This is a genomic window from Candidatus Babeliaceae bacterium (assembly GCA_041660765.1).
Taxonomy (GTDB): domain Bacteria; phylum Babelota; class Babeliae; order Babelales; family Babelaceae; genus JBAZVR01.
The window spans coordinates 666,441-679,412 of the sequence record JBAZVR010000001.1 but is presented as its reverse complement, the minus strand read 5'-3'; the positions used below and the strand labels follow the sequence as shown (position 1 = coordinate 679,412).

Genomic DNA, 12,972 nt, shown 5'->3' with positions numbered 1-12,972 from the left:
AATAAAAAAATAAAAACAGTCAAATAAGTTGATGATTAAGATGTATTTGATATTCTTATACTATTATAGATATTAAAATAGTGATTTAAATGCGAGGTTATGCGTATGAAAAATATAATAAAAATAGGTTTTTGTTCACTGCTATTAAGTGGTTTATCGGTGAGTTATTCTTTTGGGATGGGTCTGAAGCAATGTCTTCAAGAATCGGACAATGGCAAACAAGCTACTAGCCCAGTGCAAGAAGATATAAAGGCTTTGTGCAAAGATGAACAAGTAAGTCAGCAGGGCTCATTATCTCAAGTTTCGAGTGAAGTACTGACCATGGCATATTCTTTGATAGGAGTGGAGCATCTTCTTGTTATTTCATCTGAATTCGATAATCTACAGAATTTGTTTAATAACAATCAATTAGTTACTGGCGTAAATTTTTTTACCAGAGGCCCCGGTAGTCCTTGGGATGAAAAAAAATGGTCAGAAGCGGCTACTGTACTGAACCAACGAAAAAATGGGCAAGAAGAAGTGCCAAATAAATTTAGAAAAAAAATAAATTTTGATAAATTGCCTAATTTATTGTTGGGCGCGAAATCCATTCTTGGGTCTTTTGTGCCAAGTGATACCGTCATCAGTAATTATTCTAGTTGGAGGAGTGATTTTATGAAGAAAACTAATCCCTTTAGGCGACTGCTTACGTATGCTCAATTACAACGTGTTATTGCAGAAGAAAATTTAACACATGTTCGTCTTCCATTCAAAATGCTGCTCATACAAGATAAGCTGACCGGTAACTATGTTGCAAGAAAATGCGCACTAGATATTTTGAATGATATAACGAAAATAATGATTCTATCACCTTCTGACCTTGAAACTAAGATTGATTATTATTCTGATACGCATGAATTACATGTTTTTGCTCAAAAAAAAGAACGTGTTAAGAATCCATTGAACAATCAAGCATTTGGTGAGCTTAAAGCATTAATCCAAAAAGCACCTTTTGATGTTGGTGATGATAATATTTTCAGCGATAATAACGGTGATGCTATTATTATTGACACCGAATTTATGGGGGAGTCTGCAAAAAGTTCTCTTGCTAAACTTGAGCGCTATTCTCATTAATAAAATAACCAAAGAAGGGGCTGCAAAAAGCCCCTTCTTTTTTGTCTAATAATAGACTCTATACGTCATCTTGCTCTAATTGGGCCGCTTCTTCATCTACCGTAACCCCTATGCCCGATATGCCCGCAACTGCCCTGTCGCTGTCATCATAGTTATCATAGTATTTATGGGCATAATAAGGGCTATAATCATAGTAATAGAGCGGTAAGCCGACGGTAAAGCCAAACCCTGGATAATAGAAAGGATAGCCTCCTAGGCCATAATAAGGGTACCAGAATGGATTATAGAATCCGAATGGGTAAAAGCCCCACCACCAGTTATTCCAGAATCCGCGTCCCCACCAGCCGCCTCCGTGCCAATTGTTCCAATTATTCCAACGGCCTCTTCCTGCCCAGTTTCTGTTGCCGCGGCCTGCATAGTCTCTGCCGCCTCTATGAGCGCCTGCTCCACGAGCTCCGGCTCTGCTATGGGCACCTGCTCTGGTACCAGCACTACGGGTTCCCGCTCTGCTAGCCACGCTATGGGTTCCTGCGTGAGCCCCTCCGCGAGCCCCCGCCCCTGCATGGGCTCCCCCACCACCGTGATATCCGCCTCCGCCATGGCCTCCAAATCCACCATGACCTCCGCCGCCTCCGTGACCCCCACCACCGTGGCCTCCGCCACCACCGCCGCGAGCCAGCAGCGCGGAATCAGCTGCTAGAGCCATAAGCACTAGTATTATTATCTTTTTCATGTAGGTACTCCTGTGATTTACCACTTTTTTGAGCTTCTTTAATTATTTTACTATTTGAAATATAATAAAGGCAATAAAAGGCTAAAAAGGGTCAAAAAAGTTGACAAGTAAGATGTATTTGATATTATTATATTATATAGATAATAGAATAGTGATTTAAATGCGAGGCTATATATATGAAAAATATAATAAAAATAGGTCTTTTTTCGCTGATATTAAGTAGTTTATCAGTGAGTTCTTCTTTTGGTGTAGGTTTTTGGCAAAGTATCCATTATTTTCTTTACGGCATGCAAGGCAATCCTGGTGAAGATATGAGAGATGGTTCGATTTCAAGTGTGAATAGCGTTACTAGCACTAACTCTCAGACTGCGACTGGCACTACGAATACTTTAACGAGCACTCATGATATAGGTTCGCGGGAAGATAAGAAAGAACGTGAAAAAACAGTATTGAGAGAGCGTATTAATGCTCAGCTTGCAAGGGCTGCAAGAAATCATGATGACTTTCATCATTTGTTTACCGAACGATATTTATCAACAATATTAACTGATTTTAATAACGCTTTGCCGGCAGATGGGGGAGCTATTGTGAATTATGAAAATCCAATCATGAAAAGCACGATTACCATGTTGCGTAGTGAAGAAGCAAAAATAAATACTGAGATTAGCGACTGGGATATAACTGTTATTGATCGCACAATAAATATACGCGGTTTTATCATGCCATTTAATGGTGTGAAAAGACGTTATTTTGTACCTGGCGTTGCTGCAACGTTGGCAGGAGCTTATATGTTAGATAAATCGGCAGACTGTTCGCTTTGGGCCATACCTGGCGGATTATTTATGGCTGGCGGTAGTGCTCTTGTGTATACTGGTTGGAATCACAAGAAAACTTTAACTTCTTATAAGACAGCTGTAACCCGTAATAGCAGAGAAGTAGAGAGTGCGGCTCACAAAAATAACATCAAATTGCCACATTAAAGTCTAAGAAAATATACTTGGGCAGGGCGGGAGAAATCCCGCCCTGCTTTTTTGCGCGCGTAAAACGCTTTTGCATAACGTTTTATTTCTGTTACAATGTTCGCTTGTATTGTCTATTAAAAATATTTATCCTGCTGATTTTTATGATTGTTAAAAATATGAAAAAAATAATTCTTTTTCTTGTTATAAGTTGTTTGTCGGTCCATTCTTCTTTTGGCATGTTTGGAATCAGCACGTTTTCTAGCTTGTTTGGTTTTGGTGGTAAAGAAACTATAGTTGCTCCCGTTATTCATAACATGTATGTGAGCGGGTCTGGGCCTGTGACTATTAACACGAGCGAGAGTGCTGTTATTTTTAACGGTGCTGGTAACGCCACTGTTAAAAATACGTATCATCAAACACACTTTGTGCACAAAAAATACTTTTATGGTGGGGCTCTGTTGTTAGCAACGGCTGCAGCCGTGTGGGTAAAGATATGCGATTATGATGATTCTTGGCCTTGGGTTGCGGCTAAAAGCATACCGTGTTTTATGGGCTTGGCCGGTGGTTTGTGGGGTATGTACCGCGGTTGTAATTCACAAAATATTGTAGATGGTGATGAGTTATCCGTTAATATTTTGCAAAATGGTAAAAACATCGGGTCTATTCAGACGAGTGGGAGTAAGACCGTTACAACGATTAATACTTCTCGTAATGGATTTTGCGTTGATCAAAGAAGAGTGACGGAGGACGGCTCTTCTTGGCAGAGTATTAATGGCGTACATAGCAATGGCCAGGTTAAGATTGTTCAATCGACTACTCGCGCAAATAACAATAAGTAATTCGCATGGTTTGTGTATTTGCTCTGTTTCGATACACCTCCCTACGGTCGGCACTCAACATGAGCGAAATGCGATACACCGGCTCTCGCTTATCCTGAATGTCCACTTTTTGTGCGCGCAAAACGCTTTTGCATAATGCTTTATTTTTGTTACAATATTCACTTGTATTGCCTATTAAAAAATATTTAAGCCACTGGTTTTTATGATTGTTAAAAATATGAAAAACATAACTCTATTTCTTCTAACAAGTTGTTTTTTGGTAAATTCTTCTTTTGGCTTTTTTAAATTTTTTGGGTTGCCTAGTAGTCGAAAGGCTATGAACGAGTCTACAACTGCGCGTGTTAAACCTGTTTATAAAAAATATCTTTATGGTGGCGGTGGGGCTGCTTTATGTGCAGTGTCTACTGCGATATTGTCAAAAACATACGATCGTAATGATTCTTGGCTTTGGTTTATTGCCAAGAGTACGCCTTGTTTTATAGGTATGTCGGGCGGTTTTTGGAGTATGTATAGGACTTGTCGTGTAAAGCCGGTACTTCTTTCTTCATATGATGAGGCTTCTATAAGACAACAATGGGGTAAATTGCCACAGTATGCGCTTGATGATCTTAAACGGCGCGCAAATGATCCGAATGCGATTTATAAAACTTCGTATAATGGCACACAATTTACAACTACTTATAATGATGGCAGCGTAACTGTTGAATGAGTTGCATCTGATCAGTAAATTTTTTGCAATTGGCGACAAATAAGCATTTATTTGCTAAAATTGCCGTGTACTGTATATCACCACTCTTTACCGATGTGAGATTTTATGAAATATTGCAAAGCATTGTTGTTAGTCAGTTGGATAAGTCTGTCGTTGTATGCAGCTGGTGATGGGTATCAGCATGTGAGCAACTATTCTATTTCCGAAGATGGCAGGCACTATAATGTAGTTTCTGGTTCTCGTCCATTGAGTGCGGTTCAGCAGGACGCTATTTATAAAATATTTAATGATAATATCGAAAATACAGCCGTATTGAAAAGACTTATTAGAAAAAATGCACTTGATCTTGTGCGTTATAAAAATTTACGTGTTGCGGTTTTGTATTTGATACAGTCAGAGTATGACCGGCTTGTAGCAGAGCGTGATGACTTTATAACAAGCCGCTTGGAAAGTTGCTGCGTGCCTGATGTTATCAAGGATGCCTATATTGGCAAATGTATGTGCGGGGCGACATTTTTTGTAGGCGGTATTTTTGTTGGTTATAGTTCTCTTCTGAGTACTTATGATACTATGCAGAATAATCATCTTATAGCTGCGCCATTCTCTGGTATTGGGCTTGCACTTGCCTGCGCATTATTATTTAAGGGCGGCACAAAAATGTATGAAGCATATAATCATGTAAAATTTTTAAATAAAAAAATACACGCCATGAAGTGTATTCTTGATCAGATTAATGCCGTAGTGAATAATAACGCGCATTGAACACTTGTATTTTGCGCTTTTTTTTCTTATCTTATTAAAAGAAATAGTATGTTTAACCATTAATTATAAGGGTTATTTATGAATAATTGTAAATATTTATGCGGTGTTATTTTAGTTGCCGCTATCAGTGTTGCAACACCAATTTGTGCAGATTGGTATATGCCTGTGTTTTATTGCGAGATGCCGGCATATGATAAAATGTTTCATGAAACCGAACGATTAGATAAGCCTCAAATTACTGTTACGCAAGACGATAATGAAATGGTTGTTAAGCTTGCGGCAGCCCACGTATCAGTCAATGACATGACGGTGGAAGTTGAAAATAATCGTTGTCTTACTGCACGCATTCCTGGTGATCGCGGAACGATTGTTTTGAAATTATATAATGATGAAAATATTCAACGTGGTGTTGTGTCTGCGGTTGCGCATGTTAAAACGCTTGATGAAGTAAAAGATGACAAAGGGGTTATTATATCACAATCATCCGGTGTGTCGCAGGTTTCACAATCGCAGATCTTGCCTAAGCTTATCGGTTCTCTAGATGATGTTAAAATAAAATATGAAAATAATATTTTAGTGTTGCATATTCCTCTGTATAAAGATTCTATAAAAAAAATTAATGTTGAAGTATGCAACAGCCCTGGCTTGAAATAAGCCGTGGTGCTTTTCATAATAATATTGACCAAATAAAAAAAATAATTGGACAAACTGATATGGGGATTGTGGTCAAGGCGAATGCCTATGGCCACGGTCTTTTTGAAATTGCGCGTCTTGCGCAAGAGCATGCTGCAGTTGCTTATATGTTTACCGCCTCTACATCAGAGGCCCTTGCTCTGCGTAATGCTGAAATATCGAAACCATTATTAGCTCTTGCGTATCATGATGTTGATTATGCAGACGTGCTTAATGCGGAAATAGAATTTACTGTTTATGATATATCTTTGCTGCGAAAAATATCTGCTGCTGCGTACAAATATAATATTCCTGCGCGTGTGCATATCAAGGTTGATACGGGCATGTCTCGAATTGGTATTAAGCCGCAGGATGTTCTTGCTTGTCTGAATGAAATACGATGTACGCCGGGTATTATCGTGCGTGGTATTTTTACTCATCTTGCGGATACCAATGAACCGGACCAATTGTTTACTCGGTATCAGCTGGCGCAGTTTGATATGCTTGTAGCAAAAATTGCTGATGCAGGTATAAAAATACCCTCTATTCACGCTCTTGCTTCGGGATCAATCTTGGAGAATAATCGTTACTCGTGCGTGAGAATTGGAACGAGTGCCTATGGATATCATAAAAGCGATCTACAATATGCTCGGTTTATTAATCAGGTGCCTGAGTATGCGTTGCAGCAAATTGTAACGATTAAAGCGCCCATTGTGGGTTGGTATGGTGAACATGATAAAAAATATGCTATTGTTGCATGTGGTCAGGCGTATGGCATATCTTTTATACCCTACGTGCACCAGGTTATGATAAACGGTTTTTTTGTACCAGTTGTTCGTGTTATTGATATGCTGCACGTGGTTATCGACGTTTCTCATATACCAGAAGCAATGCTACAAAATTATGTAACCATTGTTGGGCCGATTGCTGGGATATCGGTTAATGATCATGCGCGTATGAGCAAGACAATTGGGAATGAAGTTGTTACATTATTTTCGCCAACTATTCCACGATATATTGTGCCTTAAAAAGAGTGTATACTAACAATATGAAGTTTGAATTACGATCTATTACAAAAAAATTTGTGCAAGGTGACGGCAGTATCGTTACCATTTTTGAAGATGCAACAGCAACGTTTCATACGGGAATGAGCTATGCAATTACGGGCGTTTCTGGAACGGGAAAATCAACGTTATTATATATGCTTGCGGGTATCGAAAAACCGAGTTCTGGGGCTATTATGTATAATAACAGTGATATCACCGTTTGGGGTTCACGTAATCAGCAGGTTTTTTTATTACGTTCCGTAGGACTTCTTTTTCAGCAGCCGTATTTAATTCAAGAACTTTCTGTTATTGATAATGTAACACTTAAAGGCAGAATTGCTGGATTATCTGAATCAGAATTATCTTTGCGAGGGCGTGACCTTTTAGAAAGTGTTGGGCTTGCACATAAGGCACAACAATCTCCAGCGGTTTTGTCCGGTGGTGAGCAACAACGCGTTGCTTTGGCCCGTGCGCTTTTTTTGAAGCCACAGTTTTTATTAGCCGATGAGCCAACAGCGCATTTGGACCAAAATAATAAAAAAAGAATTATTGAATTGTTATGTGTTATGCAAAAAGAGTATGGCATGGGGCTTATTATGAGTACGCATGATCAGACAATAGCGCAGTGCTTGCAAGAGCAGTATGAAATTAAGAACGGTCGATTAGGAATGTGCTCATGAAAGCGGTTGGTATAAAAAAGAGTGGCGCATTATTGCTACGTAAAACTATTGGTATTGGCGCCTGGACATTATTAAGCAGAATCTTGGGGCTGATACGAGAAGTATTACAAATTAAATACTTGGGTGTAGGTACGGCTTCTGATGCTTTTATTGCTGCGTTTAGGATACCAAATTCTTTAAGAAAAATATTTGCAGAAGGTGCGTTAACAGCTGCTTTTTTACCTACGTATGTTGCAACATTGCAAAAAGAGGGTGAGGTTGCCGCTGATAAAGTCGCCACTATTACGTTTGTTATTTTGCAAAGTTTTTTATTGTTGGTATGTGTACTTATTGGCTGGCATGCTCATACGATAATATATCTTATTGCGCCGGGCTGGAGTGCTGTTACTACGGCTGATCAGGCTGCCCAGCTTTTAAATATTCTTATTTATTTTATTTTTTTTATTTCTTCTTCATCATTGTGTGCATCTATTTTGCAAGCACGACACCACTTTTTTATCCCAGCAGTTGGCCAGATTGTTATGAATCTTTTTTTTATTGCGCAACTTATTATTCTGACGTACTATCACGCGCCTGTATATTATTTAGCGTATGGTATTTTGCTTAACGGGGTCGTGTTATTAACAATGCATATCTGGGCATGTTATAGATGGGGCTTTATGCATTATATGCCTGATCGTCACTCATTGCTTATTGTATGGAGGATTGTTAAAAAATTTGTTCCTTGTTTGTTGAGTGTTGGTGCATTAGAAATTAATTTGTTTATTGATCAGATGCTTGCATCGTATCTTCCGGCAGGTTCTCTTACGTTGTTATATTATGTTAATACGATCGGTCGCGTGCCATTGAGTATTTTTGTTATAGCATTATCGACTATTTTACTTCCGCACTTTGCTCATGTACATACCTATGCTCCGCGACGTCTTAATTTTTATATTTTGGAGTCAGCAAAATTTATTTTTTGGGTTATTGCACCAACAACAATACTTATGTCTATTTTTTCTTATCAAGCTTTTTATACGATTATGTTATCATCGGCTTTTACGTTGCAGCATGTGTATGAAGCGGCATGGTTACTACGTGCGTTTGCATTAGGTCTTTTCTTTTTTTCTTTGAATAGAATTCTTTTGAATGTTTTTTATGCGATGCATGAAACATTTATACCTACACTGATTGCGTGCGGCGCTGCGGTATTCAATACAGGATTAAGCATGATTTTGATGATGTATTGGGGTGCATGTGGCATCACATTGGCAACATCTATTGCAGAAATAGTTAAGACAGGTTTATTTATTATGGTATTGCAGCGTAAGTACGGTGTTGTATTTTATGGGCATCGGTTTATGCAGACGGCGTATCGATGTTGTGCGCAGCTGTGTGTTATTGGTATTGCCTGCATTGTTGTGTACGCATTTTTATACGTTTGTATTATGCAATTGCCTATCATGTACAAGACATTTCTGCTTGCGCGATATGGGTATTGGTTATGGGTTGCGCCATTATGTGGGTTTGGCGCTTTTATTGCTTACATAACTCGTCGACAATTTAATATTACGTTATATTTTTTGCCATAAATTCTTTTTTTAGTTCATCGGAATTTGCACCGTTTTCTAACAGTATGCGTGCTATGGCACGTGCAAGGTCTTTTTTTTCTTGTGTTTGTTTTTTACTATATTGATCAAGTATTAAAAACAAAGGGCTCTTGCCATATGCTTGATTATTTGGATTTGCTCCTAATGTAAGTAATGCACGCACATTGTCGAGGTTTATGAAAAGAATAGCCATGCTAAGAGGTGTCATCTTTTGTTCTAAATTAATCTGTGCTTTATATTTTACAACCATAAGTTTTATGAGATCAGGCGTGCCGTGAGCGGCCGCTCTGGTAAGTGCTGATGCGCCATAGTTGTCAAGCTTATTGGTATCAGCTTCGTAATCGAGCAGCAGGTGAATCATTTCAGGTTTTTTTTCAATAATAGCATTCATAAGTGGTGTAGTTCCATTATAATTTGCATCATCAATGAGATTTTTGTCTCCTATGGTGCTTAATAATAATTGCATTGATTCAGCTTCGCCATATCGTGCGGTTAGGTTGATAAGCGTATCCCCTTGAGGTGTTTTGTTATGTTTAAATTGAGCTAATTCGTCTTGGTAGGTCTTTAATAATCTTTTAATTTCTTGCATATTTGCCCACCAATTATACTCATAAAAAAGATGTTTTTTTAATTCTTGCGTTTTTTTTTCCATAGTAAAGAGAGATGGTGTGGAGAGTATTACATATATGTAGAGGTTGTATTGTTTCATGCATAATTCTCTTATTGTTTTTATAGCTAGAGCTTATATTAAAATTTCTACAAGTCTAATGAGCAAAGAACAAGAAGAAAAATTTAGTTTAATGAAAAAAAATACACTCTTATTTTATTAAAATCTGCGTGAGTACCATAAGGTCACGGGCAAAATTTGTGATGGCATTATTGATGGCCGTTTTAGTGACTAGATAGCCTAATTTTTTTTCTATCAAAAGCTCTCGCGGTGTTGGCTTGCCTTGTCTGTGTATATCGGGATCGGCTCCATATTTTTCAATCATGGTTTTTATAATATTAGGTGTGCCATTGGTAATAGCGAGAATAAGAGCATTTTCTCCAAAAGAGTCCATTTTATTCGGATCAGCGCCGTGTTGTAACATGATATTCGCCATATTGGTTGAGTTTGATGATTGTTTAAAAAAAAGCAGCATCAGAGGTGTAAATTCCATTGTACTGGATTGATTAATCCATGTCTTGTCCGGATCTTGTATTTTATCGAGAAGTAATTTCATGATGGAGACATCCCCGTTTTCTGCTGCTAGATGAGCAAGGTTGGTTCCAAAAAAGGGGACGGTCATATTTTTAAGAATTTCTTGAGGTGTAGTGTTTATAATGTTTTTAATGTTGTTTGTATCTTTCCAGTTTTTTCTGTCAAAAAAAAACGCCTCCAACTCTTTTGGTGTTTTTTGCATGGTATAGGTAGGTATTATTGTAAGTGTTAGGCAAAAAAAAGTGTATGCATACATATATTGGTTCATGATATAATTTCTCCCATTTTTTCATAATTACTGCGCTATATGTGCAAGTGCGGTAAGATCATGCGCAAGATTCGTGAGTAGAGCACTCAGTCCAATTTCATTAAGATTATCGTCAAGCCCATAGCTTTTCCACAAAGTGCGTGCGCTGGGAAAAGTGCTTGATGGCTGCAAGTCGGGGTTTGCTCCATGTGCCAAGAGTATGCGCGCTATGGTAAGCGCCGTATCTTTTTTTTCTGTATCTCGTGCTTCATTATATTTATAAATTGCCCAATAGAGTGCTGTTCTATTTTGTCGAATGCCATTTGAGTCTGTCCCTAATTCAAGTAACGTACGTACGTTATCGATCTTTTGCAAAAATACAGCCATAACAAGCGGTGGGAAGTTTTGCTTCAAGCTAACTTGAAATTTATAATTATCAACTAAGAGCTTTATAAGTTCAGGAGTACCATAAGCAGCAACATAGGTCAGAGCTGATCCCCCATCTTTATTTGTGCTATTTTTATCTGCTTTATTATCAAGTAATATTTGTATCATTTGGGGATTTAATGTTTGTGAAAAAGTTGCGGCGATGAGAGGCGTATCTCCCTGATTATTTGCATGATTAATAAATTCGTTATTGCTATTAGGCATGTTTGTTAATAATAACTGCATTGTCTCTGAGTCCCCGTATTTTGCTGCCATATGAGCAAGATTATTATTAAACATGTTGGTGCTATTTTTTAATTGAGCGAGTTTAGTTTTATCAGTAAATATTTTCTTAATCGTTTGCAAATGTGCTGGTTTTTCCCAGTTTTCTTTGGTAAAAAGAAATTTTTCTAAGTCTTTTTTTTCTTCGGAACTCATAGAATAGAGTGATAATGCATGCAGTGTTATTAAGCATATAAGAGCAGGTGAGAAATATGTTTTTAGTATCATGTTTATTTCACTCCAAGAGTTGCCGTGAGCGCATGTAAGTCCTGTGATAATGTGATGAGTTTGTATTCAAGTTCAATTTCTGTTCCAACGTTAACGGGAATACACTTTTCGAGTTGATCCTCTAATTTGAAGCGTTGCCAATACTCGCGTGCAGTTTTATGAAATTGGCCCGTTAATTCTAGGTCAGGATTTGCTCCGTGTTGCAGCAGTGCGCAGGCTAGATCTATACCTTCGTTTGTATACGGTTTTATTTCTTCAAGCGCTATGTATAACGCACTTTTGCTGCGCCACATACTATTGGGATCGGCTTGTAGTTCTAGTAATTTTTTCACATTATCTCTTTTATGTTCCAAAATTGCAGAAATAAGTGGTGAAGCACTTCTTGAAAATTTGTTGGATGAATTGACATCGACTTTATATTTTTTGACCATGAGCTCTATGATATTAGGTGTGCCATCGGCAGCGGCGTAACTAAGTACGCTGTTGCCAAACGTATCAATACTATGTGGATCAGCCCCTCGCTCGAGGAGTATCTCGATTGCGCCATCTTTAAATGCGTTTTTTGAGAAAAGTGCGGTGACCAGCGCTGTTTGGCCATTGTTGTTTTTTATATTGATCCATGCAATATCTTTATTGCCAATATTATCAATAATAGATTGTATCATTTGACGGTCAACATATTGTGCCGCCATGTGCAAAATAGTATTGCCATTTTCATCACGCAGTTCTTTGAGTTGAGTGTAAAGGGCTGGGTTGGAAAGATATTCGCTCAGTTTTTCTATATTTTTTGGTTTCCAAGCCTTTGGAGTAAGTAGTATCTGAAGATCTTTTTGCATGGCGTGTACTGTTATTGCGCATATTATCATGCATAAAAGAGAGCGGAGCAAATATGTTTTGTGTACTATCATGTTTATTTTACCCCAAGAGTTGTAGTGAACGCATGTAAATCGTGCGCAAGGTTGCTGACGTGGTTTTTAAGCCCAATTTCTTGTATATAATTAAGCACCATTTTTTTATCAGCAGGTTGATCGGCAGCGTTGTTGGGATCTGCGCCATAGTGCAAGAGAATTTCGACCACCTCTTCAAGCCATGGTCCTGGCCATGTTTCTGTAATAACAACTGCGAGGGGAGATTTGCCAGCATTGTTTTTGTGATTAATAAAAGAATGATCGGTATCTTCTATATTTTCAAATAAGAGCGTTATTAATTCTGAGTTTCGGCTGTTGTCAGTTGCTTGAGTTGCAATATTGTTGCCGTTACTGTTAGTTGCTTTTCTTAATTCCGCCTTCTGAGCAGTCGTTAATGTGGCTATTTTTGCTATTTTTGTTTTATTTTGTCCGTTCCAGGTGCCGCCGCTTAAAAGCCATTGTTTAAATTCAGGAAATGTTTGTTCTTTTTCTTGGATTTTTTGCATGGCGTGTACGCTTATTGAACATGTTATCATACAAAAAAGAATATAGTATTGTTTCATAAAAACTTT

At 38.0% G+C, this 12,972-nt stretch carries 15 protein-coding genes; 9 read left to right on the top strand and 6 right to left on the bottom strand.

Features of this window, described 5'->3' with window-relative positions; all coding sequences use genetic code 11:
- Positions 1-105 precede the first annotated feature (105 nt).
- Positions 106-1,113 carry a hypothetical protein gene (locus WC707_03810; GenBank protein ID MFA6066284.1) on the top strand — a complete coding sequence of 336 codons (1,008 nt, stop codon included), beginning with the start codon at positions 106-108 and terminating at the stop codon, positions 1,111-1,113.
- Between the two features lie 58 nt (positions 1,114-1,171).
- Here WC707_03810 and WC707_03805 read toward each other — a convergent pair whose 3' ends face one another.
- Positions 1,172-1,846, bottom strand: coding sequence for a hypothetical protein (locus WC707_03805; protein ID MFA6066283.1), 675 nt, complete (start codon positions 1,844-1,846; stop codon positions 1,172-1,174).
- 176 nt (positions 1,847-2,022) lie between these two features.
- On the opposite strand from WC707_03805, the gene WC707_03800 reads away from it, so the two are divergent.
- The 8 genes from WC707_03800 to murJ all read left to right on the top strand — a co-directional run bounded on the left by WC707_03800 (position 2,023) and on the right by murJ (position 9,090).
- Positions 2,023-2,826 carry a hypothetical protein gene (locus WC707_03800; protein ID MFA6066282.1) on the top strand — a complete coding sequence of 268 codons (804 nt, stop codon included), beginning with the start codon at positions 2,023-2,025 and terminating at the stop codon, positions 2,824-2,826.
- A 158-nt stretch (positions 2,827-2,984) separates the two neighbouring features.
- Positions 2,985-3,647 (top strand): hypothetical protein, encoded by a 663-nt coding sequence (locus tag WC707_03795; protein MFA6066281.1) that lies wholly within the window; start codon positions 2,985-2,987, stop codon positions 3,645-3,647.
- Between the two features lie 316 nt (positions 3,648-3,963).
- Positions 3,964-4,356 (top strand): hypothetical protein, encoded by a 393-nt coding sequence (locus WC707_03790; protein MFA6066280.1) that lies wholly within the window; start codon positions 3,964-3,966, stop codon positions 4,354-4,356.
- 105 nt (positions 4,357-4,461) lie between these two features.
- The gene (locus WC707_03785; protein ID MFA6066279.1) at positions 4,462-5,118 is read left to right on the top strand and encodes a hypothetical protein; all 657 of its coding nucleotides are present in this window, start codon (positions 4,462-4,464) and stop codon (positions 5,116-5,118) included.
- Positions 5,119-5,196: 78 nt separating this feature from the next.
- Positions 5,197-5,772 carry a hypothetical protein gene (locus WC707_03780; protein MFA6066278.1) on the top strand — a complete coding sequence of 192 codons (576 nt, stop codon included), beginning with the start codon at positions 5,197-5,199 and terminating at the stop codon, positions 5,770-5,772.
- On the top strand, positions 5,748-6,818 hold the full coding sequence (gene alr / locus WC707_03775) for an alanine racemase (GenBank protein MFA6066277.1): 1,071 nt from the start codon (positions 5,748-5,750) through the stop codon (positions 6,816-6,818). The genes WC707_03780 and alr overlap by 25 nt, the downstream gene beginning before the upstream one ends.
- Before the next feature lie 20 nt (positions 6,819-6,838).
- Positions 6,839-7,516, top strand: coding sequence for an ATP-binding cassette domain-containing protein (locus WC707_03770; protein MFA6066276.1), 678 nt, complete (start codon positions 6,839-6,841; stop codon positions 7,514-7,516).
- Positions 7,513-9,090, top strand: coding sequence for a murein biosynthesis integral membrane protein MurJ (gene murJ / locus WC707_03765; protein MFA6066275.1), 1,578 nt, complete (start codon positions 7,513-7,515; stop codon positions 9,088-9,090). Before WC707_03770 ends, murJ begins: the two co-directional genes overlap by 4 nt.
- Here murJ and WC707_03760 read toward each other — a convergent pair.
- The 5 genes from WC707_03760 to WC707_03740 all read right to left on the bottom strand — a co-directional run bounded on the left by WC707_03760 (position 9,068) and on the right by WC707_03740 (position 12,963).
- Positions 9,068-9,817: an ankyrin repeat domain-containing protein gene (locus WC707_03760; GenBank protein ID MFA6066274.1), complete on the bottom strand. Its 750-nt coding sequence runs from the start codon at positions 9,815-9,817 to the stop codon at positions 9,068-9,070. The genes murJ and WC707_03760 overlap by 23 nt on opposite strands.
- 109 nt (positions 9,818-9,926) lie before the next feature.
- Positions 9,927-10,577: an ankyrin repeat domain-containing protein gene (locus tag WC707_03755; GenBank protein MFA6066273.1), complete on the bottom strand. Its 651-nt coding sequence runs from the start codon at positions 10,575-10,577 to the stop codon at positions 9,927-9,929.
- A 27-nt stretch (positions 10,578-10,604) separates the two neighbouring features.
- A complete protein-coding gene (locus WC707_03750; GenBank protein MFA6066272.1) occupies positions 10,605-11,492 on the bottom strand; it encodes an ankyrin repeat domain-containing protein in 888 nt (295 codons plus the stop codon).
- A gap of 2 nt (positions 11,493-11,494) precedes the next feature.
- Positions 11,495-12,400: an ankyrin repeat domain-containing protein gene (locus WC707_03745; protein ID MFA6066271.1), complete on the bottom strand. Its 906-nt coding sequence runs from the start codon at positions 12,398-12,400 to the stop codon at positions 11,495-11,497.
- A gap of 2 nt (positions 12,401-12,402) precedes the next feature.
- Complete coding sequence (locus WC707_03740; protein MFA6066270.1) at positions 12,403-12,963, bottom strand: hypothetical protein; 561 nt, start codon at positions 12,961-12,963, stop codon at positions 12,403-12,405.
- Positions 12,964-12,972: the final 9 nt, after the last annotated feature.